Here is a 26,258-nt window from a genome sequence, read left to right on the forward strand (position 1 = left end):
AGTAGGCTAAGTGCTGAGTTCGGTGCTTGCTTCGCTTGAGCAAGAATCGAGCTAGACGCTTGAGAAAGAATTTGCGACTTAGTCATTTGCGTCGTTTCTTTCGCGAAGTCTGTGTCTTTAATACGGCTCTTAGATGCATTCACGTTTTCGTTGATGTTATCTAAGTTGTTGATAGCGTGGTCGAAGCGGTTCTGGAATGCACCCAGCTCTGCACGGTGGCTATCTACGTACTTCAGTGCAGCATCGATGATAGCAACAGATTCTTGTGCGCCACCTACTGATGTTACGTCGATAGTATCAACCGTTACTTCTTTACCGCCTTGGATACCAAGYTCACCCGCTAGGCCACCAGAGAAGTCTACGTTGCCGTCTACTTTGTTGTTACCTGCGAACATTTGTAGCTTGCCRTCTTCMGTTACAGACGCTTTTACAGAGTCTTGTTGACCRTTGATGTAAGTCGCTAGCTCTTCGATGTCATCGCCWGCTTTAGCGTTGATGTCGATTTCTTGCGCTTGACCAAAGTTATCTGTGAACGTCATTTTCAGGTCGTTAGAGCCAGCTTGAACGTTCCARTTCTTGTCTTTTGCACTCTCAGTTTGGTAGCTCTTACCACCCATTTGAGCGTTGTCAGAACGCATRTCTTTCAGCTCAAGCATTACCGCTTCGCCGTTGTCCGCACCGATTTGGAAAGACTTWGTACCGTGTGTACCGTTCAGAAGCTTGTTACCACCAAAAGAGGTTGTTTCTGCGATACGGTTTAGTTCGTCGTTCAGTGCTGTTACTTCTTCTTGAATCGCKACRCGCTCAGACTTAGAGTTTGAACCGTTTGCAGATTGTAGAGAAAGGTCACGCATACGTTGCAGGATGTTTGTTGTCTCGTTCATTGCACCTTCAGCAGTTTGTGCAATCGAGATACCGTCGTTCGCGTTACGTACTGCTACGTCTAGGCCGCGGCTTTGTACGTTCAAACGGTTAGAGATTTGTAGGCCCGCAGCGTCATCTTTWGCGCTGTTGATTTTAGAGCCWGAAGCTAGACGCTCCATAGAAGTCTGTTGAGCGCTGTTTGCGTTGTTTAGGTAACGTTGCGCAGTCATCGCTGAAACGTTGGTATTTACATTCACTGCCATGGTGATTTCTCCAATTGATTTTCCGGTGTTGCGGTTTCCGACGTCTCGGAAAACCAAGTAGTTCTCTCAAAGTTACTTTTAATAACGGCGCGAATTTCTAGAGCTTTAGAAAAAACTTCAAAAAAAAATAATTAAATTAATAAATCGAATTAAAACAAACACATCTGTCTCTTNTGTTTAGGTAACGTTGCGCAGTCATCGCTGAAACGTTGGTATTTACATTCACTGCCATGGTGATTTCTCCAATTGATTTTCCGGTGTTGCGGTTTCCGACGTCTCGGAAAACCAAGTAGTTCTCTCAAAGTTACTTTTAATAACGGCGCTAAATCTGAAACCTTTAGAGAAAAAATGAGAAAAATCAGAAATAAATTAGGTTGGGTGAAAAAACGTGACTAGAGGAGTAAATATAAGAAAAAAGAGGAAAAAAACACTAAAGTTGCTAGAAGTGCTGCCGAAAGGCGTGGCAATTTACCCCAGCAGAGTTAACGCCAAATTAGGCGCCTGTTTGGCTTGAGCTAGGATAGATGTACTTACCTGCTGCAAGATTTGTTGTTTGATCATCTGGGTAGTCTCTTTAGCATAGTCGGTATCTTTAATACGACTGTTCGAGGTTGCCAGGTTCTCATGCACGTTTTGTAGATTATTAATGGCATGATCAAATCGGTTCTGCATCGCACCCAGCTCTGAGCGATGACTGTCTACGTACTTCATCGCAGTATCTAAGATTGAAACAGCACGCTGCGCACCACCCGCCGACGTCACATCGATATCATTGACCGATTCATAGCGTCCTGATGACATGGAGAGCTCATCTGCGAGACCACCTGAAAAGGCGATCGTTCCTGACGTTTGTTCACCAGCCATATAGATCTGCAACTGCCCATCTTCATTAACGGATGCAGAAACTTGATCTGTTTGGCCGTTGATATAAGTCGCAAGCTGTTCAATATCATCGCCCGCTTTCGCATTAATTGAGATGGATTGGGATTGACCAAAGCGATCGGTAAACGACATATTGAACTCAGTATTGCCCGAGCTTACCGCCCAACTCTTATCAGCCATGCCATTGGCGACATAGCTAAAACCGCCCATATCAATGCCGTCTGTTCGCATACTCTTTAAGCCGACTTGCACCGCTTCACCAGAACTACCACCAATTTGGAAAGCCGTATTACCAAAACTACCGTTCAATAGCTTCTTGCCACCGAACGAGGTGGTCTCGGCTATTCGGTTTAACTCATCATTAAGAGCCGTGATCTCTTCCTGGATAGCAATTCGTTCCGACTTGCTGTTCGAACCATTCGCTGACTGCAAAGAAAGGTCACGCATGCGCTGCATGATATTGGTGGTCTCATTCATCGCACCTTCTGCGGTTTGCATTATCGAGATGCCGTCGTTAGCGTTTCTAACCGCAACATCAATACCGCTCATTTGCGCTTCAAGTCGATTCGAGATTTGTAGGCCGGCAGCATCATCCTTAGCACTATTAATACGGTTACCTGAAGCTAGTCGCTCCAAGGATTGATTCAGCATGTTACTAGCATTAGAGAGGTTTCTCTGTGCCACCAGCGCTGAAACATTGGTATTTACCGTAATAGCCATAGATGTTCGCTTATCCGTTGGGAGGTAATAAAGTCAATCGTTGCTTCTATATCGACCAACTTTGCCAACTCTTTAATCAAAAAAAGAGGCATAACGCCTCTTTTTGTTTTCAATGTGGTTGCCTCTAAGTGGCTATCGCTACTTAATCGATAACTCAGCCAACATTTGTTGTGATGGTGCAAAGTAGTAAGCGCCAGTCACTGCACGGGTAAAACGCAATAGTTGGTCTGTCTTGCCATCGGTCACGCCATACATGCTCTCAAGCATTGCATCGAAGTTATGGCGAACATTACAGTAAGCAATAAATAACAAACCGTGATCACCCGTGGCGCTGCCATAAGGTAAGCTGTGACGAACAATCTTCAGCCCTTTACCTTCTTCTTTGATGTCTACGCGGCCTACGTGTGAAGCTGCAGGAACGTCGTCTAGCTCGATAGAATCAGGCTTAGTACGACCCACTACTTTTTCTTGCGCTTTCACATTCAAGCGATTCCAAGCTGGTAAGTTATGGATAAAACGCTGAACCATAACGTAGCTGCCACCCGCAAATTCTCCTTCAGGAATCAACGCAACTTCAGCACGCTGTGCGTCTTTCGGGTTTTCAGTGCCATCGACGAAGTCTGTCATGTCACGAGAATCCAAATAGCGGTAACCGTAAGTCTCATCCACTACTTCAACGTCTTCTGAAACCTGCTCCAATAATTTACGAATCACATAGAAATGCAAATCATGACGGTTTGAATGGCAGTGAAGCAGAACATCTGAATCTGTACTTGGTGCAGTGACTTCTCCTTCACCAAGTGCTGGGAAAGCGATCAAATCGGCTGGTGCGGCTTGTTCAAATTTGTCCCAGAATGTCTTCGAGAATGCTAGTGAAAGAGTCAAATTAGACTCAGGCTGTGTTTCATTCAATTCTGCAACCAAAGCAGGAAGCTGCTTCAATTGTTCTAATACTTGTGGTGCATTGTTTACGACTTTTAGCTGCACATACAGAGCGAAAGGCCCAGCTTCAGGTAAAATAGCACCTTGCGCTTGAGGCTGCTCATTTGAAGAGTTAAGCATAGTTCGATCCTTTCATTTTTAGCTTCTAGTATAAATATGATTGTATTAATTATTTTTGATTATTGTCAGTCTTCAGCTTCAACGGCGATAAAACAATCTCGGACAGTATTGCTTTTAATGAGATAGATTAAAAACCACAACAACAGCATCAGTGTGACGCCATGTAGCCAATGAAACACACCATGATCGAGATAGACAAGATAGACGGTATGGGCAAACTGACTTAATACTGCAAAAAAAGTAACCCATCGTCCCCATGAGACAATGGTATTGATATACGGTCGTTCTGGCGATCTCAGACCAAATAGCCACATCAATAGAACGCTCGGCACGCTCAGAGCAATCCCCACATAAAACATTTGATGATCGGGATAAACGATCTCTAGGATTTTAGCTCCAGACTCTCGACTGGCACCAGCCACGACAAATACGACTAGGGCTTTGGCTAAAAACAACCAACCAAGCCACAGCAAAATCGGTGCTTTAAGAAAGCCATGTTTATCATATTGTTCTAAAGAATACCGCACAGATCCCACTTCAGCTTATTAGAAAACAGACACTTTAACGCAAATCATTCATACTTAACTAGGTTTACGTTATCTTATCTACATATTGGTATTAACGATTATCTCAACATGAAAAAGAAGACCCAAACACCTTCGGTTGAATCTCAACAAGAAGCAATCAAAATCGCTAAGGCGACTCAAAAGCCCGGACAAACCAAAGAGCAAACCAAACTGATCGCTCAAGGGATTGAAAAAGGCATCGCACAATATAAGAAACAACAAAAAGAGCGTAACCGCCAGGCTGACAAAGCAAAGAAAAAGCAGCAAAAAGTCAAACAACAAGCCGCTGAAATTGAAGTGCACGAAGCTGTAGAGACAACTCAAACGCAAGACAATAAATCCAATATGCTGCCTTGGATGTTATTAGTCGTAAGCTGGATTGGATTCATTGCCTATATAACTCAAACGTGAGATCGCAATAATGAAACTTAAATGGTTAGGACTGCTGATTATGGGAATGCTTGTAGGGTGTACGACTCCGACCAAGCTCCCTCACAAACAAGCAGACCAAGTTAAAATGGATTACCACGGCATACTTGATATCAGCGATTGCACATACAAAGGGGTGATCACAGGAAGTGAAGGCCATTGGTATAGCTATCTGTTTTTCCCCAACGATACGCTGGTTCAAGGCGCCATCAATGAACTCAAATCCAATGCCATTGCGATAGACGCCAATACTGTTTTGTTCACATTGCCCCAAGACTTCGTGACATCAGTGACGTTATTGGGTACTGGCTACGACTGCCCATAGCAACGCACCTTATCAGCAAAAAAGAAAAAGCCAGCTTTCGCTGGCTTATGCACTAAATCCAAGACTGGACGCTATATCACTTTTACGTTCCAGAACCCATTGACTATCGAATGGTCCCCAATCAGATAACTGATAGTAACCATCATTATGACGTCGCCCATCTTGAATAAACATGAGTTCGATACCGATCCCCGGTAACGCCTTGAGTACATCTTGAATAGTACGACGAGGCCAACCCGTTTTTTCGATGAGTTTAGGCACATTCGGCCTTTCAAGGCTTTCGACGAGTAACGCTAAATATAGCCGCCTTGCAAAAACAGGACTCAACTCCATTGACACCTCCTATATCTGTGCCAGTTAATTATTTCTTTTTTCTCATCCGACATGTTGAGGTTGATCAATAAGTCTCCATTCGTGACATTTTCTTACCGTTTTTTTTCGTTCTTTGAAATATTCCTCACTCTGTTTTGTCTGAATTCCGAGTTCCTGATAGGATTCCACTCATAACAATGAAAGAAGATCACCAAAAGGAAGAATAATGACTATCACAATGTTTGGTATCCCGAACTGCGACACAATTAAAAAAGCAAAGAAATGGCTACAAGCTGAAGAGATCGGCTTCGAATTTCACGATTACCGCAAACAAGGTGTGAATGAAGCGCTAGTACGTAGCTTCTGCGAAGAGCTAGGCTGGGAGCAAGTTCTTAACAAGCGCGGCACCACTTTCCGTCAACTAACCCAAGAACAAAAAGACGGTCTAAATGAAGAAAATGCCATCGCTCTTTTGGTTGAACAGCCTGCAATGATCAAGCGACCAATCCTAAAAGTCGAAGATAAGCTGCATATTGGCTTCAAAGCTGATCAATATTCCGCTATTTTTGCTTAACCCCAATCGCACTAAACACTATTTGCATCACGCAAGTATGAATTCAGAAACGTGGCGACTGAAATGCCACGTTTCTCAAAAAACAAACGATAAGTAGAACAAGGAATTCAAGGATGACAGACAGCCCAACTTTGGCTCTGGCAAAAGATCTCATTAGCCGACAATCAGTAACGCCGGAAGACGCTGGCTGCCAAGACGTAATGATAAACCGCCTCAAAGCACTTGGCTTTGAAATCGAGGTGATGGTTTTCGAAGACACCACCAACTTTTGGGCTCGCCGTGGCACAGAAGCACCACTGTTCGCATTCGCTGGCCATACAGATGTTGTACCTTCTGGCCCTGCGGAGCTTTGGGATACACCACCATTTGAGCCAACGATTATTGATGGTTACCTTCACGGTCGTGGCGCTGCAGACATGAAAGGTTCACTGGCTTCGATGATTGTTGCGGTTGAACAGTTCATCGCAGACAACCCAGATCACAAAGGTTCTATCGGCTTTTTGATCACCTCGGATGAAGAGGGACCGTTTATCAATGGTACTGTGCGCGTGGTCGAAACGCTAATGGCTCGTGGCGAGAATATCGATATGTGTATCGTAGGTGAACCGTCAAGTACAGAGTTCGTTGGTGATGTTGTGAAGAATGGTCGCCGAGGCTCAATCACAGGCGATCTTACAGTAAAAGGGACACAAGGCCATGTTGCCTACCCACACCTAGCGAATAACCCTGTACATAGCTCTCTGCTTGCGATCCATGAGCTTGCAACAACGGAGTGGGACAAAGGTAATGATTACTTCCCACCAACTAGCTTCCAAATTCCAAACGTAAGCGCAGGCACAGGTGCATCAAACGTTATTCCTGGCGAATTCAATGTTCAGTTTAACCTTCGCTTTAGTACTGAGCTGAGCAACGATATCATCGTTGAGCGCATCACTAGCACTCTAGACAAGTACGACTTTGACTACGACCTGAAGTGGACATTCAATGGCGACCCGTTCCTGACAGATACTGGTGCTCTTCTCGATGCCATCGTTGATGCCGTTGACCACGTAAACGATGTGAAACCAGCGCTGTTAACCACGGGTGGTACATCTGACGGTCGCTTCATTGCACGCATGGGTGGACAGGTTGTGGAGCTGGGTCCAGTGAATGCAACAATTCATAAAGTGAACGAGTGTGTGAAAGTCGCAGATCTAGAGAAGCTGACTGACATGTACCAACGTACACTGGTGAACCTACTAGCAAACTCATAGTCTTTAAAGACCGAAAAGACATCGAAAAAGTTGGGCAATCTCATGACACCAAAAGAGTTAACCGGACAAGTAGAGTCTCATTTAACTGAGACATTAATTGGAAGTAAAACCTTTCTTGTACATCATGAGGTCGCCCAAGATCTTCACAACTTAATCGCCGCCGCCGAGCAAGCGGGTTACAAAATGGAGATCGCCAGTGGTTTTCGAAGCTATCAGCGTCAGTCGTTGATCTGGAATCGAAAATACGCGGGTGAAACCACTATTTTAGACAGTGATAGCCAACCATTAGACCCTACTCAGTTGACCGATACTGAGAAGCTGTGGGCGATTTTACGCTGGTCTGCCCTACCCGGTGCCAGTCGCCACCATTGGGGAACAGATTTTGATGTTTTCGCTCGCAACCATCTTCCTGCAGACACCCAGCTGCAATTAGAGCCTTGGGAATATTTCGAAGGCCATCAACATGCCTTCTATCAATGGCTCAAAGGTAGCGCTGAGGAGTTTGGTTTCTTCTTCCCGTATAGCAAAGACCTAGGGGGCGTTGCCGTCGAGCCGTGGCATATTAGCCACAAGCAAACTGCAGAGCTTTGTCTATCACAGTTATCGCCGGCTCTGCTTGGCAATCAACTCCAGTCTGAGCCAATATTAGGGTATGAGCTCGTTATGGAGCAACTTAATTCCATCTATGATCGTTTCATAACGAATATCGGTAACTAGGAGCTTCTATGCTTGAATGGCTAACCAACCCTTGGGTCATCATTTTCATCGTGGTCAGTGTTGTCGTCGGTAACATTGCGGCGCTCAAATACACGGCTAACATGAATGTCGGCAAGGCAGATAAACTGAAAAAAGAGAGTGATCTCGATAAGCTCAATCGTTTAGACAAACTGAACCGCGAAAATCTCGATGACAAGTAACGGCGAGTGACCACGAGTTTTCCGAGCAATCACTACTTTAAATAACAGACACAAAAAAGAGGACTTAACGTCCTCTTTTTTAAACTCATTTTATTGAGACAGTAGCGTCTAAACGGTTACTTCTCTTGAGCTTCTTTGGTTTGGTCAGCCACATGCGCCAAGATAGGGACCATTGATTTCAATAGCTCTTCTTCTACAGGCTTACCCGAAGCGTCAGTCACGTTGATAGAGGTACGGTTACCCAAGTCACCAAATAGGAAGGTATATGTACCCGGGCTTAGGTCGATCGGCTTAAGACCAATCTCATCCCAGAATTCATCATCTGGAGAGGCGTATTTCGCTTTCACCGTACCTTGCGACTGGTTACGCTCCTCTAGCTCAAAGCCCATTTGAGGAAGAAGCTTAGGTAGACGCTGCCACAACACGTTGTAAGGTGTACGAGCGATGATCACAGGGAATCCACTGCGGTCTGAGCCCATTGAGATTGGGATCTTCTTAACCAGCTCTTGCGCTTTCAATGCCGCTTCAGCACGCAAGTTCTCGTCATACTTCGCCATCACCAAGTTGGTCATAAAGGCGTTATAACGCTCTTTGTTAGTCGCGGAAACTGGCTTCTCTTCAGAGCCTTCACGCCAATCAATCAAATTAATCTTAAAGCCGTGGCGATTGTTCGCTTCAAAGCGAGAGATTGTATAACGGCTGCCGATCTCTACTTCTTCGTCTTCAGAAACCCAAGTCACCCAATCGGTCTCGATCTCTTTATCAGACTGCTCACGAACACCAATGTTACGCTCTGCTAGCATATCAACAGCTGTTTGCCATACACGATCGGCTTCTTCAGCACGCAATAACCACAGGGTGACTTCGCCGTTCTGACGCTCTGCTCGCGCACCTGGAATAAGCTCCAACACCTGCTGTGGTGGACGAATATCAACGTCACGACCAGTGCCACCAGCAAACTCCCCTTTAGGAATATCGTAGTTTGGGTAGAACTGAGGCGTTGCATCCTCTGGAAGCTGCCATTGAGTCAGCTCTGGGGTTTCTAAGTATTCGAAGTCATCTTTGGCTTGACGACGTTGAGTCGCGCTACCAGAGCATGCTGTAAGAACGAAAACAGCCAGTGAGCCGATCACTAGCTGGTGAGAATACTTCATTTATACTCCTAAATGCCGAAGACAAGCTCCGGCACTATTTCAAACATTTAGTAAATACACGCTTCTGTCATTGCTTGAGCAACGATAGGCTGAGCTGGCTCTGACAACTCTGTCAGTGGTAGTCGAAGACTGCCTTCAGCGATCAAGCCCATTTTATGAACCGCCCATTTTACTGGAATTGGATTAGATTCAATGAACAAATGTTTGTGAAGTGGCATTAAACGCTCGTTAATGATCTCTGCCTCTTCAAATTTGCCCTCTTTCGCTAGCTTAAACATGGTCGCCATGTCCGCTGCTGCAACATTATTCGTTACTGAGATAACACCATCACCGCCACGTTTAACGAATTCGAGGCCAGTAAGGTCATCACCACTTAGTAAGATAAAATCTTCGCCACAAAGTTCACGATGAATTGCAATTCTGTCTAGATCACCCGTCGCATCTTTAAGTGCAACGATATTTTCAATCTTTGAAAGGCGAGCAACGGTTTCTGGCAACAGGTCAACGGCAGTACGGCCAGGTACGTTGTATAGAATTTGAGGAACGTCGCTCACTTCAGCAATCGCTTTATAGTGCTGGTACAAACCTTCTTGAGTTGGTTTGTTGTAGTAAGGTGTCACACTTAGACAACCCGCAATACCAGAGCCATTTAATAGACGGCTAAACAGTACCGACTCGTGTGTCGCGTTCGCGCCAGTACCAGCAATTACAGGAATGCGGCCATCTGCAAACTCAACCATCTTAGTAACGACTTTGACATGCTCTTCAATAGTCAGTGTAGAAGATTCACCCGTAGTGCCTACGGCTACAAGACCATCACTACCAGCAGCAATGTGGTGCTCGACCAATTTTTTAAGGCTTTCGAAATCCACTTCACCGTCAGAATTGAATGGTGTAACCAGCGCAACGATACTTCCTGAAAACATGTCTATCTCCCTTAATTTGTTCTTTTTGCATGTTACTGTAAGCCGATTAATAAACACAAGCGATTAAAGTCGCTTAGCGGCCACAACTGGATGAAATATTGTCGTATGTTAGAGGTCACACGACTTATAAGCAGGTTCAATGCTAGAAATGATTTGCTCACACTCAATTTAACCGATTTAACACATAGCTTGTCAGCGCTCGGTTAGTGGTGAACGTTTATCAATGCTTCCTGCTTATTGATTGTCCATTTAAGGCTAAATGGCTCATAAAAACACCCCGCCCTTCACTCGTTAATGTCTGTATCTGTGCTAACATGCTCTAATCAATGGAATATAAAGAGACGTGATTTTATGACTCAACATCTAGTAATCACTGCAGTGGGCACAGATCGCCCGGGTATCTGTAACCAAGTGGTTCAGTTAGTCACCCAATCAGGCTGTAATATTATTGACAGTCGCATTGCGATGTTTGGTGAAGAGTTCACTCTCATCATGCTGTTATCAGGCAAAGCCAACAATATTACTCGAGTGGAAACAACTTTACCCTTGCTTGGTCAGGAACATGACCTGATTACTATCATGAAGCGAACGTCTCCACATGACCATATTGAAAACTCCTATACCCTAGAAGTATTTATAGAGTCTGACGACAGGCTCGGGCTCACAGAAAAGTTCACTCAATTTTTTGCCGATCGTGAGATAGGTTTGGACTCGCTCAGCGCCCAGACTATCAATAAATCCAAGGTGCAGCTCGACAACGATCAGTTCCATATCTCCATTACCGCTTCTGTTCAATCAGAATGTAACCTGATGCAGCTACAAGAAGAATTTAACGCGCTGTGTCAGAGCCTATCAGTCCAAGGCTCGCTCAACTTTATCAAAAACAGTCTTTAAAAAGGAAATGTCATGAATACGCTGACAGCTGGCACTCCAGCACCTGCATTCTCTCTTCCGGATCAAGATGGCAACATCGTTTCGCTTGATGATTTCAAAGGCAAGAAAGTCCTTTTCTACTTCTACCCTAAAGCTATGACTCCAGGTTGTATTGTGCAAGCAGAAGGCCTGCGCGACATCAAAGCAGAACTAGACGCACTCAACGTTGTAGTGCTTGGTGTCAGCATTGACCCAGTAAAACGCCTACCGAATTTCATTACTAAAAAATCACTGAACTTCTCTCTGCTTTCAGATGAAGACCACGCAGTTGCTGAACAGTTTGGTGTGTGGGGCGAGAAGAAGTTCATGGGTAAGGTTTACGATGGCCTGCACCGCATCAGCTTTTTGATTAACGAAGAAGGTGTAATTGAACACGTATTCAATAAGTTCAAGACAAAAACACACCACGAAGTGGTTCTAGATTACTTTAATCAGCAAGACTAAGCGTTTTTCTGATTACCTAAAGTTGTATAAACACAAAGGCCGAATATCATAAATATTCGGCCTTTGTTTATTTACTGATTTATTCGGCTATTTCAGGATCATCATCAAGCGCATGGCTTGGTAGTGCATTCCATACTGCTTTCACGAGTGTCGCCAGTGGGATGGCAAAGAATACGCCCCAAAAACCCCAAAGCCCACCAAAGACTAACACAGCTACAATGATGGCCACTGGGTGCAGGTTTACCGCCTCAGAGAACAGCACCGGTACTAGCACATTACCATCAAGGGCTTGGATAATACCGTAAGCCAATAGTAGCCAGTAGAATGGTGGCGCTAATCCCCATTGGAATAAGCCCACTATGGCAACAGGTACCGTCACAGCGGCTGCACCGATATATGGAATCAACACTGAGAAGCCGACAGCAACCGCAAGCAGTGCCGAGTATCGAAGATCGAGAATAGCAAACGTTACATAACTCACGCCGCCCACAATCAAGATCTCAAGCACTTTACCGCGAATATAGTTTGAGATCTGTTGGTTCATCTCGACCCATACTTTGGTTGCCAAACGGCGATTTTTTGGTAGTAACCCACTTGCCATTCGGATCATCTCTTCTTTATCTTTCAGTAAGAAGAAGATCAGTAGCGGCACCAAGATAAGGTACACCGCTAGCGTTGCAATGCTCACCAATGATGCCAGAGAGCCTTTAACCACACTTTCACCCATGCCCAACACCTTGTTTTTGGCATTCGACATCACCGACTCGACAATCTGTAGATTCGCTAACTCAGGGTAGCGCTCAGGAATGGTTGAGATGAAATTTTGCAACCCAATGTACATATTCGGGATATCATTGAGCAAGTTTCCGACTTGATTCCAGATAGTTGGCACCAAGCCAAATAGAGCAATCAACATGACACTGAAAAACATCAAGATAACCAACATCACTGCAGGGGTTCTTGGAAGACCGAGTCGTTGGAGTTGAGTCACTGGCCACTCAAGAAGGTAGGCAAGAACAATCGCTACCAGCAACGGCGCGATCAAATGACCGAAAAAATAGATGGTAATAAAACCAAATAAAATGATGGCCACCAAACTAACTGCATGTGGATCAGAAAAACGTCGTTTATACCAACGATTCATCATTTCAAGCATTTGATTGCAATTCCTTTTTTGTAACTTGGATTTGGTGATGACCAGAACAAGCTTCTACTTCAACAGTAAAGGCTTGCTTGGATAAAAAGCTTACAATATCGGTCATTGAGCTCTGATCAGCAATATAGATCAATAAGGACTGACCATTTTCTAACTTAACACTGTGACGCTTGGCTAATAATAACGCCATTGGGCAGCGCTCTTGGCGTAAATCTAGAATATTTGGTTTCATTATCTAGCTCGATGCTTATTATAAGGGTCGTATTGTAATCTGTTTTTGAAAACGTGCCATCTTTCATTCCCCAACCTTTAGTTTAACGCACGTACTTAAACAAAGGTGAGATCAGATAAAGAACCATTTCGTGTTGTCCTTGTCTTACTGTCAGAAGAAACGGAGTATTACTGACTATATGTTTAAACGCGCTCGCTCAATAGCTTGCTTATGCATCGCTACAACACTCGGCACCCCATTAATGGCTCAAGCCAATAGCTTGGATCTGCCCGACATAGGAACGGCTGCCGGGGGTACCCTGACCATAGACCAAGAGTTGATCTATGGTGATGCCTACATGCGCATCATTCGTAGCAGTCAGCCTGTCGTTAATGACCCTGTACTCAACCAGTACATCGATAGCCTAGGTCACCGACTCGTCGCCAATGCAAACGACGTAAAAACGCCGTTTAACTTTTTCATGATTCGCGACAGAAACATCAATGCATTTGCCTTCTTTGGAGGCTATGTAGCTTTGCACTCGGGCTTGTTCCTTCATGCTCAATCCGAAAGTGAACTGGCGTCGGTTCTTGCTCACGAGATTGCACACGTAACTCAACGCCACTTAGCTCGTAGCATGGAAGACCAAGCTCGACGCTCTCCAGCCACCATTGCTGCGATTGCCGCATCGGTACTATTAGCTATCGCAGCTCCAGAAGCAGGTATCGCCGCTCTGACAGCAACAACAGCTGGAAACATGCAAAGCCAAATCAACTACACGCGTAGCAACGAAAAAGAAGCCGATCGTTTTGGCATCAACACGATGGCGAAAGCTGGCTTTGATGTGAATGCAATGCCGCGCTTCTTTGGCCGTCTTGCAGATGAATACCGCTATGCAAGCACACCACCACCAATGCTGCTGACTCACCCATTACCAGAAGATCGTATTACCGACTCTCGCGCACGAGCTCGTAGCTACCCACCACTCAAGCTCGCGCCATCGCTTGATTACCATTTAGCAAGAGCGCGTATTGTGGCACGTTACGCAGGTATTGATGGGGATGCAGCTTTAGACTGGTTCGAGCGTAAGATGAAGAAAGCGCCAAAGTCTTTGATACCGTCGTTAGAATACGGACAAGCCTTGGTGTACTTAGACACGAAGAAGCTCGACAAAGCAGAACCGATTCTAAATAAGCTCATCACCAATGATCCGACTAACCTTTTCTATCTCGATGCGATCTCGGATCTGCACATCGAACAGAAAAAACCACAAAAAGCGATCAAAGAGCTGAAAGCGGCATTAGTACGTCAACCAAATAACTCAGTGCTAACAATCAATTATGCTAATGCGCTACTTGAGAACCAAGAGCAACAGGAAGCGATCAGAGTGCTGCAACGCTACACTCACGACAACCCAAATGACACCAACGGTTGGCACCTATTGTCGAAAGCAAACATCGACCTTGGCAATAGTGATGAAGATCTAGCGGCGCGAGCGGAAATCTTGGCACTGCAAGCGAACTGGAATAAAGCCATTCAATACTACACTCAAGCCAGTCAAATCGCTGAGCTAGGAAGTCTAAAACAAGCTCGTTACGACGCACGTATTGACCAATTAATGATTCAACGTGAACGCTTCTTAGCACTACAATAGCGGTTGATTAAAACAAGACTCAACCAGTGAGGGCGCGCTACTCTGCCGCTCTCACAAGATATAAATAAAACTATACCGAGGAAGAAACATGTCTGTCGTAATTTATCATAACCCTCGCTGCTCAAAGAGCCGCCAAACTCTCGCGATTCTTGAAGAGAATGGGGTTCAACCAGAAATCATTAAATACTTAGAGACACCGTTGTCTGTTGAGCAATTGAAGGTTCTATTTTCTCAACTGGGCTTTGAAGCCGTTCGTGAAATGATGCGTACCAAAGAAGCCGACTACAAAGAAGCGAATCTAGGTGACAGCGCCGTAACCGACGAACAGTTGTTTGCGGCAATGGCGGATAATCCAAAGCTTTTCGAACGACCTGTTGTTGTGGCAAATAACCGTGCCAAGATTGGTCGTCCACCAGAGCAAGTACTAGAGATTCTATAAGGCTTTATGAGCGTTTCAATACTGGTCTTATATTACAGTCGCCACGGCAACACACTCGGATTGGCTCGACAAATCGCTCGTGGCGTTGAGTCAATCTCCGGATGTGAAGCCGTGCTCAGAACCGTGCAAGAGATCCATACCAATGACTCTAATCCGCGGGATTTCGATGATATGAGCGATCCTTGTGCTAGCCTTGAGGATTTAAAGAAGTGTGATGGCTTGGCTTTAGGTAGCCCCGTATGGTTTGGCAATATGGCTGGAGCAATGAAGCACTTCTGGGATAGCACGACCCCTTTGTGGGTTAATGGTGATCTCATCGATAAACCCGCTTGTGTCTTTACCTCTTCTTCCTCTTTGCATGGTGGCCAAGAAACCACTCTGCAAACCATGATGCTACCTCTGCTTCATCATGGCATGCTTGTTATGGGCATCCCCTACTCTGAACCGGCTCTGCATACGACTCAAACGGGCGGCACACCCTACGGAGCAAGCAGCACAGGTGAGCACAGCTCATTAAGCAAAGAAGAAATTGAACTGGCACAAAATCTAGGAAAGCGCCTAGCACGCACTGCGATAAACCAGAAAGGAATATCTTGATTATGTATATGTCTGAGAAAGCGATGTCTCCCAAGACTAAGCTCTTTCGTTACTTTGCTTTAGTGGGTAACTTATTGCTTTTAGGCTGGGTTGTGGCATGGCAGATGACCCTTTCACCACACCCTCATTTAGACAATGTAACGCTAGCGATTGTATGGGCGGTGCCACTACTGTTGCCACTCCCGGGGATTATGGCGGCTAAGCCATACACTCATGCGTGGGCTAACTTTATTTTAATGCTCTACTTTCTACATGCATTAACGATTTTGTATGTCGATGGTGGGGAGCGCATGCTCGCTGCAGTTGAGCTTCTGCTGACGACCTTAGGTTTTGCGGGCAATATTCTGTTCGCCCGTTTCCGAGCAAGAGAACTCGGCATTAAGCTAAAACGTCTCTCTGAAGTCGAAAAGAAAGAGAAAGCCAAGTTTGAACAGTAGTTGCTACGTTGACCAATGACATAGTTACTTAGATATTTAGTAACTCAGATTCTGAGATACTCACAAGTAGATAGCTCTATCGAAATTGGTTGCTCAATAGCTACAAAAAAGCCCTGCACACTCGCAGGGCTTTCTTCATTTTTAAACTCGATTATCGAATCCACTCATAAACTAAGCTTGGCTTAACCGGTTCCGGTGCACGAGCCATCTCAATAACTTGACTGCTCTCAGCTTCTTCCGTTACCTCTTGAGCGGCATCCGTTGTCGACTCTGTGGTTGGCGCTTTCACTTCGGCAGATAAGTTGCTTGGCGTCACCACTTGTGGAGCACTCTCTGCTTGTGGTTCGGCTTCACCGACAGAGAGAGTGTTGTCTTGTGCTTCAAATTCCGGCGTTTTTTCTGGCTCTAAGTAAGAAGCTTCAACCTTAGCGACTGAGCGTAGGCTTTCGACTTCTTTTTCAAACTCATCTTGAGTTGATAGCAGATGGATTCTGAACGTAACTTCATGATTCTGGATCTTAAGGATATCCAGGCTCGCTACTGAGTTTAGTGCTTTCAGTGCGTTCTCCAACTGGAAGAAGTCCTGTGCGTTATCCAAACTAATGAACTGCGCAAGAATAGACTCCGAAGACTCACTCGCGACCGTTACTGCACTTTTCGCCGCATAGTAATTGCTGATTTCGTTCACTAACGACTGAGACGCAGATGCGCCACTATCAGAGATAGAACCCGTAACCGGCGATTTTGGTGAACTGGTCAGTTGGTTAGGCTGTTGATCATAAAGCGTCCAACGCAGACCTGACGGCTGAGCGCGTACAACTAATACCGCATCTACTGGATAACGCTGACTCGCTTGGCTGATCGGTGCAACAAAACCGCCCCATAGATCAGACGTCGCAATACCTGTGATGTCATCAAAGTCTCCAACCGGCAGAGTAATTGGTAAGCCACGCATTTTCGCGTTTTGTTGAATACCCGTCGCTAATGCTGAATTCGAATGTTCCCAAACGATGTTCTTATCGTAGTTTTGTTCTTCAACCAACCACACCAACACGTTTGAGCGCGTGTCTGGCCAATATGGCAACTGTGCCTGAGTTAACAGGTTACGAATCTGAGCACCATTGAAGCGCATGCGTAGTGTCGTCTGCTCACTCGTCTCACCAAAACTCATTTGAGATAGGTATTGAGCGCTTTGACGCATCGCCTTTTGAACAGTCTCATTCGTGGCAACGTCTGTCTGACCGGTCGCACGCACTAATACTTGCTGCATGCCTTCATTTCTTGCCGCTCTTTCAGGCTCTTTCTGTTCTGAGTTGATAGCCACTTCGGCACTAAAAATGTCCACCTGAGTCAATGCATAACTCGGCGCAGCCAGTAGTCCCATCAACAATGCTAAATAACGCATATCGATCCTAGTCTTAAAATCTTGTGCCCTGATGATAAGCAACTATGGGTAAGTGGGCAAGGAAGATGGTAGATACTAGGTTGAATAACCGAGATTTATTGGGGTGATAAATAGCTACCAAGAAAAAATGACGACAACTTAGGTAATAACGCACATATTTTCAACAAATGAACGATTAATTTGACTCAACCTATATAGCAATCGATTGCTAGGTGATAAAATCCCGCGAATTTTATTTTTTACTTTACGATTAGCTCAAGGACCTATCATGAAAAATGCTTTGCAGGGTGCGCAAATGCTCTTTGTCGCCTTTGGTGCACTGGTATTAGTCCCACTACTTACTGGTTTAGATCCCAATGTTGCACTATTCGGTGCTGGTATTGGTACCCTTCTCTTCCAAGTTATTACTCGCCGTTCGGTTCCAATTTTCTTAGCCTCTTCTTTCGCGTTTATCGCACCGATCATGTTTGGCGTACAGACTTGGGGTATAGGTGCCACGATGGGCGGTCTAATGGCTGCGGGTGTGGTCTACGTTCTAATGGGTGGTCTCATTAAGGTACGTGGTGTTGGCTTTATCCATAAATTATTGCCGCCAGTAGTGGTTGGCCCCGTAATCATGGTTATTGGTCTTGGTTTAGCGCCAGTGGCCGTTAACATGGCACTGGGTAAAACTGGAGACGGTGCAGTTCAGTTAGTAGATGCGGACGCAGCGCTGTGGATCTCCGCGATCTCGCTGATTGTTACCATCGTTATTAGCGTATTTGCTAAGGGCTTTATGAAACTGCTGCCAATCTTTGGTGGTATCGTAGCAGGCTACATCACGAGCTTAGTCTACGGCGCAGTTGACTTTACGCCTGTTGCTCAAGCCTCTTGGTTAGCTATGCCGAATTTTGTTACTCCAGAGTTCAACATCAATGCTATCTTCTTCATGGTCTTCGTTGCTATCGCTCCTGCGGTTGAACACGTTGGTGACATGCTAGCGATTTCGAACGTAACCGGTAAAGATTACCTTAAAAAGCCAGGCTTGCACCGCACCATCACAGGCGACGGCGTAGCAACGATTGCAGCGTCTATGCTGGGCGCGCCACCAAATACCACTTACAGTGAAGTAACAGGTGCGGTAATGCTGACGAAGGCATTCAATCCAGTCATCATGACTTGGGCGGCAGTAACCGCGATTGTGCTTGCGTTAGTGGGTAAGCTAGGCGCGTTACTGCAAACTATACCGGTTCCAGTAATGGGCGGTATCATGATTCTACTGTTTGGTTCTATTGCAACAGTTGGCCTAAATACACTGATCAAAAACCAAGTTGACCTACACAAATCACGTAACCTTGTGATTGTGGGTGTGACACTGGTATTCGGTATTGGCGGTATGGCTTTTGGTATCGGCGACTTCAGCCTTCAGGGCGTGAGCTTGTGTGGTATCGTTGCTATTCTACTAAACCTAGTACTGCCAGAAGAGCTGGGTGAGAACCACTCTGTAGATACTGCGCAAATTAAGTAATCAAAAATCGAAAACAAAAAGGGAGCGCATCATCAGATACGCTCCCTTTTTTGTCTATTGGCTTTTTCTATTGGTCATAGCGAACATCGCTACAACCAACTGAATTATTTAGTACCGAAGATCTTATCGCCAGCATCACCAAGACCAGGAACAATGTAGCCCTTGTCGTTTAGCTTCTCATCGATTGCCGCAGTGTAAAGCTCTACATCTGGGTGTGCTTTTTCAAGTGCCGCGATACCTTCTGGAGCAGCTACAAGAACAAGAATCTTAAAGTGTTTACAGCCTTTCTCTTTCATTAGGTCGATGGTTGCGATCATTGAACCACCCGTTGCTAGCATTGGGTCAACAACAAGCGCAATACGCTCATCGATGTTAGATGCTAACTTGTTGAAGTATGGAACAGGCTCAAGTGTTTCTTCATCACGGTAGATACCTACCACACTGATACGTGCACTTGGGATATGCTCTAGTACACCATCCATCATGCCAAGACCAGCACGTAGGATTGGCACAACTGTTACCTTCTTACCTTTAATTTGGTCAACTTCTACTGGACCATTCCAGCCGTTGATCTCTACACGCTCAGTTTCGAAATCTGCTGTCGCTTCATATGTTAGAAGGCTACCCACCTCTGTTGCTAGTTCACGAAAACGCTTCGTGCTGATTTCGCCTTCACGCATCAGGCCAATCTTGTGCTTAACTAGCGGGTGTTTTACTTCAACAACTTTCATTTCCAACTCCGGCAATATTTAAATAAACCCACAGATTATACATCGTTTTTATCACATTTTCAGTATGTTTATTTGGCAAAAAATTTACGCAAACGTTTGCTCTTATTTGGCAAGCCCTGTTAGAATAGCGCCGTTTTCACATCCAACTTAAGACCGAGGACTATCCCGTGAGCGGTAATAATTCTTCTCTAAGCTACAAAGACGCTGGTGTAGATATCGATGCAGGTAACGCACTAGTAGATCGTATTAAAGGTGCTGTAAAACGCACTCGTCGCCCAGAAGTAATGGGTGGCATTGGTGGCTTTGGCGCCCTATGTGAACTACCAACTAAATACAAAGAGCCTGTACTGGTTTCAGGTACAGATGGTGTAGGTACTAAACTTCGCCTTGCTTTGGATATGAAAAAACACGACACCATAGGTATCGACCTTGTGGCAATGTGTGTGAACGACCTTATCGTTCAAGGTGCAGAACCTCTATTCTTCCTAGACTACTACGCAACAGGTAAGCTAGATGTTGATACAGCCTCTGACGTTGTTTCAGGCATTGCGGAAGGTTGTGTTCAATCTGGCTGTGCACTTATCGGTGGTGAAACTGCTGAAATGCCAGGCATGTACGAAGGCGAAGATTACGACGTTGCTGGCTTCTGTGTGGGTGTTGTTGAAAAAGCAGACATCATCGATGGCACTAAAGTCGCGGCAGGTGATGCGCTTATCGCTGTAGGTTCAAGTGGCCCACACTCAAATGGCTACTCTTTGATTCGTAAAGTACTGGAAGTATCGGGTGCAGATAAGAACGAAGAGCTAGAAGGTCGCACTATCGGTGAACACCTACTAGAACCAACTAAGATTTACATCAAATCAGCACTTAAGATGATTGCAGAGCATGACATCCATGCTATCTCGCACATCACTGGTGGTGGTTTCTGGGAAAATATCCCACGCGTGCTTCCAGAAGGTACTAAAGCAGTTATCGACGGTAATAGCTGGGAATGGCCTGCTATCTTCAACTGGCTACAAGAGAAAGGCAACGTGGAGACATTTGAAATGTACCGCACTTTCAACTGTGGTGTTGGCCTAGTGGTTGCGCTGCCAAAAGAGCAAGCAGACGCGGCGGTTGAGCTACTGAAAGCTGAAGGCGAAAACGCTTGGGTGATTGGTGAAATCGCACAAGCAGCTGAAGGTGAAGAGCAAGTTGAAATCAACTAAGCTAAATTGCTGACTCGCACTATTAAGAATGGGGACTTTAGGTCCTCATTCTGCTATTTACGCCCCAGAAAACCTTAACATATGTAGGTAAATTGTTTATTTACTCTCACACACGCGTTTGATATCTCTATGAAAAATAATGCCCCTCAGAAAAACATTGTCGTTTTAATATCCGGAAGCGGAAGCAACCTCCAAGCGATTCTCGATGCTTGTCAGAACCAACACATTAATGCTTCTGTTAAGGCCGTGTTCTCAAATAAAGCGGAGGCATATGGCTTAGAGCGTGCACGTATCGCAGAGGTACCAGCACACTCTCTTGATACAAAGTCATTCGAATCGAGAGAAGATTTTGACCGTGAACTAATGGAGCAGATTGACGCCTACCAACCAGACTTAATTGTTCTCGCTGGTTATATGCGTATTCTGAGTGCTGAATTTGTACGTCATTATTTGGGTAAAATGATCAACATTCACCCTTCACTTCTGCCGAAGTACCCTGGTCTACATACACACCAAAGAGCCATTGATGCCAAAGACAAAGAGCATGGAACCAGTGTCCATTTTGTGACTGAAGAGCTAGATGGTGGTCCAGTTATCTTGCAAGCTAAGGTACCTGTTTTTGCAGAAGATGATGCTGACGAGCTTGCAAGCCGAGTGTTAACGCAAGAACACCAAATCTATCCGTTGGTGTGTCAATGGTTCTGTGACGATAGATTAGTGATGAAAGAGGGTTATGCAGAACTCGACGGAAATGTCCTTAGTAAGCATGGTTACGCGCAAGATTAATCATTGTTTATTGATACTAAAACACCAAAGTTCGAATACTAAAAAGGCCGCATTGCGGCCTTTATTATATTGAGCTTAGTGTAACGGTTACTCTAAAGGTTCCGTTGGCGCTTGGCTTGCCACCTTTTTCGGGGCGTAAGCCACATCAGCTAACGCTTGATGGTTAGACTCAATCAACTCACCGAAGTGGAACAGTGCAAACTCGCCAGGCTTCATACGTGCCCACTCTTCATTGTCTGTTAATGGTTGAGTAGCCACAACGCTCACCACATCATTCGGCGTGGTCTCTTCCTGAAAATTGATCTCTACATCTTCATCAATCAGACTCGCTTTACCAAACGGAGCGCGTCGCGTGATCCAGTATAGATGGTTAGTGCAGTAAGTCATGACATACTCACCATCACTCAGCAGCATATTAAATACGCCCTTTTCACGCAGTTTATCGCAGCACTCTGCAACAAAGCGGAACATCCCCATCATATCTTGAGGAGGCTCAGGAAAACGATCTTCTAACTGCTTAAGCAGCCAACAAAACGACAGTTCACTGTCTGTCTGGCCTACCGGACGGAAACGACCACTTTCAAGGTCATCGTAGTCGGTTAACTGGCCATTATGAGCAAAGGTCCAGTACTTACCCCATAACTCTCGAGTAAAAGGGTGAGTATTCTCTAGGTTAACACCACCACGATTTGCTTGACGGATATGACTCACTACGGCACAGCTCTTAATTGGATAGTTTTGAACCAATTCTGCAATCTTAGACTCACAGCTTGGGTTCGGATCCTTAAAAGTACGAAAGCCTTTTCCTTCATAGAAGGTAATGCCCCAACCGTCTCGGTGTGGGCCAGTTTTACCGCCACGTTGCATTAAGCCAGTAAAACTAAAACAAATATCCGTTGGCACATTAGCGCTCATGCCGAGCAATTCACACATGGTTAAACCTACTCCCTCTTCAACCAAACATGGAGCTCAACTCAACGAGCTCCAATCTGTTATTACGTTTTATTCCATCTCTTTTTCAACAAGTTGAATGATGATGTGAATAATCTTGATATGGATTTCTTGAATACGATCTGCGTAGCCGAAATGCGGAACACGGATTTCAATGTCCGCGCAGCCTGCCATTTTACCGCCGTCTTTACCTGTTAGCGCAATCGTCTTCATACCCTTGGCTTGAGCAGCTTCAATCGCCTTCAGGATGTTACCTGAGTTGCCAGACGTTGAAAGACCAAACAACACATCACCCTTACGGCCAACGGCTTCTACGTAGCGAGAGAAAACGAAGTCATAACCAAAATCGTTGCTCACACAAGAAAGGTGACTTGGGTCAGAAATAGCGATACCTGCATAACCTGGGCGGTTTTCGCGGTAGCGACCTGTTAGCTCTTCAGCAAAGTGCATAGCGTCACAGTGTGAACCGCCATTACCACAAGACAGCACTTTACCCTCTTGTTTAAAAGAATCAGCAATCATCTTAGCTGCGGCTTCAATTTGCGCGATGTTGTGATCATCACTTAAAAACTTGTTCAGAACCTCAGCAGCTTCGTTTAATTCACTCTTGATTAGGTCTTGGTACATAAGGCTTATCTCTTATATGTTTTTGCGTCACTTAAGTACACGCGAAATGAGAATGGAGGTTGTTTCCCCCCTTTTACTTGAGTTTACCCACAAACATTTAAGAGTGTCGACAGTTAAGCCAAAAGATTGCCACCTTTATTGTTGTTCTGGTTTCAATTCGCACATTTATTCACCACACACCTCTCACAATTAGAATTTTAACTCTACTTAGATCACTTTTTACTCAAATTGGAGTTTTACAAATATTTAATACTTTGTTTACACTTAACTGGTTAGACCTCTTACCTAAACCATAACAATAAGTGATCTCTGAAAAGGAAATCGATCATGAACATACTGCTCTCTCTACTGTGCATGACCATCGTATTAAGTGTCTGCCTGTACCATCGAGTCACCATCACTCGTGCACTCGTTGCATTAACTGCCACTATGTTTGCTCTAACCTTTGCCGCGGATGTTGGCATGACGGGTTGGCTGAGCTACCTACTTGCTGTCGCTATTTTTGCTGTCCCAGCAATCAGACAAACACTCATTAGCCAAAAAGCACTCACTGTCTTTAAAAAGGTGCTGCCAGCTATGTCTCAGACAGAAAAAGAGGCGTTAGAAGCAGGTACAGTTTGGTGGGAAGCAGAGCTGTTCAAAGGCAAGCCGGATTGGAAAAAGCTACAAAATATTGCAGACCCTAAACTGTCTGCTGAAGAGCAAGCCTTCCTAGACGGCCCAGTGAATACTGTGTGTGAGATGGTAAGTGATTACCAAGTCACCCATGAGCTTGCTGACTTGCCACCAGAAGTTTGGCAATACCTTAAAGATGAAAAATTCTTCGCGATGATCATCAAGAAGAAATACGGCGGTCTTGAGTTCTCAGCTTATGCGCAATCACTGGTTCTACAAAAACTGACTGGTGTCTCCAGCGTTCTATCATCAACCGTAGGCGTACCTAACTCGTTAGGCCCGGGTGAATTGCTGCAACACTACGGTACTGAAGACCAAAAAAATCACTATTTACCTCGCTTAGCGGAAGGCAAAGAGATTCCTTGTTTCGCTCTAACTAGCCCAGAAGCAGGTTCTGATGCCGGCTCTATTCCTGATTACGGCATCGTATGTAAAGGCGAGTGGCAAGGTGAAGAAGTACTAGGTATGCGCCTAACATGGAACAAGCGTTACATTACCCTAGCACCTGTAGCGACTGTTCTTGGCTTAGCATTCAAACTGCGCGACCCAGACGGCTTACTCGGTGACACACAAGATCTTGGTATTACTTGTGCGCTTATCCCAACAGATCTTCCAGGCGTGGAGATTGGTAATCGCCACTTTCCATTGAACGTTCCATTCCAAAATGGTCCGACTCAAGCTCAAGACCTGTTCGTTCCTATGGATTTCATCATCGGCGGACAAAAAATGGCGGGCCAAGGTTGGCGTATGCTGGTTGAGTGTCTTTCGGTGGGACGTGGTATCACGCTGCCGTCAAACTCAACAGGCGGCCTAAAAACGGCAGCTCTAGCAACAGGTGCTTATGCACGTATCCGTCGCCAATTCAAACAACCTATCGGTCGTATGGAAGGTGTCGAAGAGCCGTTGGCACGCTTGGCGGGTAACGCCTACGTCATGGACGCGGCAAGTAACCTAACCGTTGCTGGTATCGATCTAGGTGAAAAGCCTTCGGTTATCTCAGCTATCGTTAAGTACCACTGTACTCATCGTGGCCAGCGCAGCATTATTGATGCGATGGACATTGTGGGTGGTAAAGGTATCTGCTTAGGCCCATCAAACTTCCTAGCACGTGGCTACCAAGGCTCTCCAATTGCGATTACCGTAGAGGGTGCCAACATCCTAACGCGTTCTATGATCATCTATGGTCAAGGTGCTATCCGCTGTCATCCTTATGTACTGGAAGAGATGAATGCCGCTTACTCTGAGAGCAGCGATGCACTCGACAAATTCGATAGCGCACTAGCAGGCCACGTTAGCTTCACGATGAGTAACCTAGTACGCAGCTTATGGTTTGGTTTAACTGATGGTCGTGGTTCAAGCACACCAGCAGACAAAGAGACTAAGCGTTACTATCAACAACTGAATCGCTACAGTGCTAACTTAGCGCTACTGTCTGATATCTCAATGGCCGTACTGGGTGGTTCACTGAAGCGCAGAGAGCGCTTGTCTGCTCGCCTAGGTGACATTTTGAGCCAGTTATATCTTGGTTCAGCGACTCTCAAACGCTTTGAAAGTGAAGGAAGCAATAAAGAAGATCTGGCTTTGGTTCACTGGGGTATGCAAGACAGCCTTCGTCAAACAGAAGTTGCTATTGATGAGTTCCTAGCGAACTTCCCTAACCCAGTTGTTGGTCGTCTACTGCGCGTTATCTTACTGCCATTTGGCCGTATCCGCCGCGCACCAAGCGACAAGCTAGATAGCCAAGTTGCGCAGATTATCCAGACCCCAAGTGCGACTCGTTCTCGCCTTGGTCGCGGACAATTCCTTGCGCCAACTGAGCACAACGCTGTTGGTAAGATTGAGCGCGCACTAGAGGTTATTCTAGAAGCAGAGCCATTGTTTGATAAGGTTTGTAAAGAAATAAGCCAACGACGTCCATTCCTGCGCTTAGATTTGGTCGCTGAAATTGGTTTAGATAAAGGTATCTTGACCACAGAAGAGGCAGCACTACTGAGAAGGGCTGAAGAGCATCGTCTATACACCATCAATGTTGATGATTTCGCGCCTGAGGAACTGGCTGCAAAGCCACAATACCCAGAGACGTCGATTGATAATGTTGCATAGATAGAACTATCGAACTCAAACAGCAAAACGGGACTCATTGAGTTCCGTTTTTTCATACTTGATTCTGGCTCATTTGTTAGGTTTGGAAAGGCTAGTTAATCAGTTCTAATTCGCCACCAGCCCAAATCACTGGCTTGCCAGCAGCGA

29 protein-coding genes are annotated in these 26,258 nt (G+C 45.3%); 16 read left to right on the forward strand and 13 right to left on the reverse strand.

Features of this window, described 5'->3' with window-relative positions:
* From L1D60_RS10190 to L1D60_RS10205, 4 genes are all read right to left on the reverse strand, one after another.
* Positions 1 to 1,127: flagellin (locus L1D60_RS10190; RefSeq protein WP_239841001.1), on the reverse strand; the 1,127-nt coding region annotated here is incomplete at its 3' end.
* A 468-nt stretch (positions 1,128 to 1,595) separates the two neighbouring features.
* Positions 1,596 to 2,729, reverse strand: coding sequence for a flagellin (locus L1D60_RS10195; RefSeq protein WP_239841002.1), 1,134 nt, complete (start codon positions 2,727 to 2,729; stop codon positions 1,596 to 1,598).
* Between the two features lie 138 nt (positions 2,730 to 2,867).
* Entirely contained in the window at positions 2,868 to 3,791 is a 924-nt protein-coding gene (locus L1D60_RS10200) for a Dyp-type peroxidase (protein ID WP_239841003.1), read from the reverse strand.
* 65 nt (positions 3,792 to 3,856) lie between these two features.
* Entirely contained in the window at positions 3,857 to 4,318 is a 462-nt protein-coding gene (locus L1D60_RS10205; RefSeq protein WP_239841004.1) for a DUF2919 domain-containing protein, read from the reverse strand.
* Between the two features lie 108 nt (positions 4,319 to 4,426).
* Between L1D60_RS10205 and L1D60_RS10210 the strand changes: the two genes are divergently transcribed.
* Positions 4,427 to 4,768 (forward strand): DUF2956 domain-containing protein, encoded by a 342-nt coding sequence (locus L1D60_RS10210; RefSeq protein WP_239841005.1) that lies wholly within the window; start codon positions 4,427 to 4,429, stop codon positions 4,766 to 4,768.
* Between the two features lie 10 nt (positions 4,769 to 4,778).
* A complete protein-coding gene (locus L1D60_RS10215; RefSeq protein WP_239841006.1) occupies positions 4,779 to 5,111 on the forward strand; it encodes a DUF4156 domain-containing protein in 333 nt (110 codons plus the stop codon).
* 45 nt (positions 5,112 to 5,156) lie between these two features.
* Here L1D60_RS10215 and L1D60_RS10220 read toward each other — a convergent pair whose 3' ends face one another.
* Positions 5,157 to 5,444, reverse strand: a complete 288-nt coding sequence (locus L1D60_RS10220; protein WP_032551746.1) for a helix-turn-helix domain-containing protein — start codon at positions 5,442 to 5,444, stop codon at positions 5,157 to 5,159.
* 205 nt (positions 5,445 to 5,649) lie between these two features.
* On the opposite strand from L1D60_RS10220, the gene L1D60_RS10225 reads away from it, so the two are divergent.
* From L1D60_RS10225 to L1D60_RS10240, 4 genes are all read left to right on the forward strand, one after another.
* The gene (locus tag L1D60_RS10225; protein WP_239841007.1) at positions 5,650 to 5,997 is read left to right on the forward strand and encodes an ArsC family reductase; all 348 of its coding nucleotides are present in this window, start codon (positions 5,650 to 5,652) and stop codon (positions 5,995 to 5,997) included.
* 113 nt (positions 5,998 to 6,110) lie between these two features.
* Complete coding sequence (gene dapE, locus L1D60_RS10230) at positions 6,111 to 7,250, forward strand: succinyl-diaminopimelate desuccinylase (protein ID WP_239841008.1); 1,140 nt, start codon at positions 6,111 to 6,113, stop codon at positions 7,248 to 7,250.
* 42 nt (positions 7,251 to 7,292) lie between these two features.
* Entirely contained in the window at positions 7,293 to 7,967 is a 675-nt protein-coding gene (locus L1D60_RS10235) for a M15 family metallopeptidase (RefSeq protein WP_239841009.1), read from the forward strand.
* Between the two features lie 8 nt (positions 7,968 to 7,975).
* Positions 7,976 to 8,167 carry a DUF2897 family protein gene (locus tag L1D60_RS10240; protein ID WP_150869099.1) on the forward strand — a complete coding sequence of 64 codons (192 nt, stop codon included), beginning with the start codon at positions 7,976 to 7,978 and terminating at the stop codon, positions 8,165 to 8,167.
* A 116-nt stretch (positions 8,168 to 8,283) separates the two neighbouring features.
* Here L1D60_RS10240 and bamC read toward each other — a convergent pair whose 3' ends face one another.
* Positions 8,284 to 9,321 (reverse strand): outer membrane protein assembly factor BamC, encoded by a 1,038-nt coding sequence (gene bamC / locus L1D60_RS10245; protein WP_239841010.1) that lies wholly within the window; start codon positions 9,319 to 9,321, stop codon positions 8,284 to 8,286.
* 47 nt (positions 9,322 to 9,368) lie between these two features.
* A complete protein-coding gene (gene dapA / locus L1D60_RS10250) occupies positions 9,369 to 10,247 on the reverse strand; it encodes a 4-hydroxy-tetrahydrodipicolinate synthase (RefSeq protein ID WP_152469140.1) in 879 nt (292 codons plus the stop codon).
* 351 nt (positions 10,248 to 10,598) lie between these two features.
* On the opposite strand from dapA, the gene L1D60_RS10255 reads away from it, so the two are divergent.
* A complete protein-coding gene (locus tag L1D60_RS10255; protein ID WP_032551739.1) occupies positions 10,599 to 11,141 on the forward strand; it encodes a glycine cleavage system protein R in 543 nt (180 codons plus the stop codon).
* Positions 11,142 to 11,153: 12 nt separating this feature from the next.
* Complete coding sequence (gene bcp, locus L1D60_RS10260; protein ID WP_239841011.1) at positions 11,154 to 11,624, forward strand: thioredoxin-dependent thiol peroxidase; 471 nt, start codon at positions 11,154 to 11,156, stop codon at positions 11,622 to 11,624.
* A 79-nt stretch (positions 11,625 to 11,703) separates the two neighbouring features.
* Here the strand turns inward: bcp and L1D60_RS10265 are convergent, their stop codons facing one another.
* Together L1D60_RS10265 and L1D60_RS10270 are read right to left on the reverse strand one after the other, a co-directional pair.
* Entirely contained in the window at positions 11,704 to 12,780 is a 1,077-nt protein-coding gene (locus L1D60_RS10265; RefSeq protein WP_239841012.1) for an AI-2E family transporter, read from the reverse strand.
* Positions 12,773 to 13,012 (reverse strand): sulfurtransferase TusA family protein, encoded by a 240-nt coding sequence (locus tag L1D60_RS10270; RefSeq protein WP_239841013.1) that lies wholly within the window; start codon positions 13,010 to 13,012, stop codon positions 12,773 to 12,775. Before L1D60_RS10270 ends, L1D60_RS10265 begins: the two co-directional genes overlap by 8 nt.
* 178 nt (positions 13,013 to 13,190) lie before the next feature.
* Between L1D60_RS10270 and L1D60_RS10275 the strand changes: the two genes are divergently transcribed.
* From L1D60_RS10275 to L1D60_RS10290, 4 genes are all read left to right on the forward strand, one after another.
* The gene (locus L1D60_RS10275) at positions 13,191 to 14,645 is read left to right on the forward strand and encodes a M48 family metallopeptidase (RefSeq protein WP_239841288.1); all 1,455 of its coding nucleotides are present in this window, start codon (positions 13,191 to 13,193) and stop codon (positions 14,643 to 14,645) included.
* An 88-nt stretch (positions 14,646 to 14,733) separates the two neighbouring features.
* A complete protein-coding gene (gene arsC / locus L1D60_RS10280) occupies positions 14,734 to 15,084 on the forward strand; it encodes an arsenate reductase (glutaredoxin) (protein WP_239841014.1) in 351 nt (116 codons plus the stop codon).
* Between the two features lie 6 nt (positions 15,085 to 15,090).
* Positions 15,091 to 15,681, forward strand: a complete 591-nt coding sequence (wrbA, locus tag L1D60_RS10285; protein ID WP_239841015.1) for an NAD(P)H:quinone oxidoreductase — start codon at positions 15,091 to 15,093, stop codon at positions 15,679 to 15,681.
* On the forward strand, positions 15,681 to 16,118 hold the full coding sequence (locus L1D60_RS10290; protein ID WP_239841289.1) for a DUF2069 domain-containing protein: 438 nt from the start codon (positions 15,681 to 15,683) through the stop codon (positions 16,116 to 16,118). The genes wrbA and L1D60_RS10290 overlap by 1 nt, the downstream gene beginning before the upstream one ends.
* 151 nt (positions 16,119 to 16,269) lie before the next feature.
* Here L1D60_RS10290 and L1D60_RS10295 read toward each other — a convergent pair whose 3' ends face one another.
* Positions 16,270 to 17,523, reverse strand: coding sequence for a DUF2066 domain-containing protein (locus L1D60_RS10295; RefSeq protein ID WP_239841016.1), 1,254 nt, complete (start codon positions 17,521 to 17,523; stop codon positions 16,270 to 16,272).
* A 268-nt stretch (positions 17,524 to 17,791) separates the two neighbouring features.
* Here L1D60_RS10295 and L1D60_RS10300 point away from each other — a divergent pair, with 268 nt between their 5' ends.
* Positions 17,792 to 19,030, forward strand: coding sequence for a uracil-xanthine permease family protein (locus L1D60_RS10300; RefSeq protein ID WP_239841017.1), 1,239 nt, complete (start codon positions 17,792 to 17,794; stop codon positions 19,028 to 19,030).
* A gap of 104 nt (positions 19,031 to 19,134) precedes the next feature.
* Here L1D60_RS10300 and upp read toward each other — a convergent pair whose 3' ends face one another.
* Positions 19,135 to 19,761 (reverse strand): uracil phosphoribosyltransferase, encoded by a 627-nt coding sequence (upp, locus tag L1D60_RS10305; protein WP_172974240.1) that lies wholly within the window; start codon positions 19,759 to 19,761, stop codon positions 19,135 to 19,137.
* 167 nt (positions 19,762 to 19,928) lie between these two features.
* Between upp and purM the strand changes: the two genes are divergently transcribed.
* Both purM and purN read left to right on the forward strand, forming a co-directional pair.
* Positions 19,929 to 20,969: a phosphoribosylformylglycinamidine cyclo-ligase gene (purM, locus tag L1D60_RS10310; protein WP_239841018.1), complete on the forward strand. Its 1,041-nt coding sequence runs from the start codon at positions 19,929 to 19,931 to the stop codon at positions 20,967 to 20,969.
* Between the two features lie 129 nt (positions 20,970 to 21,098).
* The gene (gene purN, locus L1D60_RS10315; protein WP_239841019.1) at positions 21,099 to 21,755 is read left to right on the forward strand and encodes a phosphoribosylglycinamide formyltransferase; all 657 of its coding nucleotides are present in this window, start codon (positions 21,099 to 21,101) and stop codon (positions 21,753 to 21,755) included.
* A gap of 87 nt (positions 21,756 to 21,842) precedes the next feature.
* On the opposite strand, the gene L1D60_RS10320 is transcribed toward purN, so the two are convergent.
* On the reverse strand, positions 21,843 to 22,688 hold the full coding sequence (locus L1D60_RS10320; protein ID WP_032551725.1) for a class II glutamine amidotransferase: 846 nt from the start codon (positions 22,686 to 22,688) through the stop codon (positions 21,843 to 21,845).
* A 69-nt stretch (positions 22,689 to 22,757) separates the two neighbouring features.
* Positions 22,758 to 23,333 carry a D-sedoheptulose 7-phosphate isomerase gene (lpcA, locus tag L1D60_RS10325; RefSeq protein WP_032551724.1) on the reverse strand — a complete coding sequence of 192 codons (576 nt, stop codon included), beginning with the start codon at positions 23,331 to 23,333 and terminating at the stop codon, positions 22,758 to 22,760.
* A 327-nt stretch (positions 23,334 to 23,660) separates the two neighbouring features.
* Here lpcA and fadE point away from each other — a divergent pair, with 327 nt between their 5' ends.
* A complete protein-coding gene (fadE, locus tag L1D60_RS10330; protein WP_239841020.1) occupies positions 23,661 to 26,111 on the forward strand; it encodes an acyl-CoA dehydrogenase FadE in 2,451 nt (816 codons plus the stop codon).
* Positions 26,112 to 26,258 lie beyond the last annotated feature (147 nt).

It is taken from the genome of Vibrio sp. Isolate30 (assembly GCF_022397975.1).
Lineage (GTDB): Bacteria > Pseudomonadota > Gammaproteobacteria > Enterobacterales > Vibrionaceae > Vibrio > Vibrio fortis.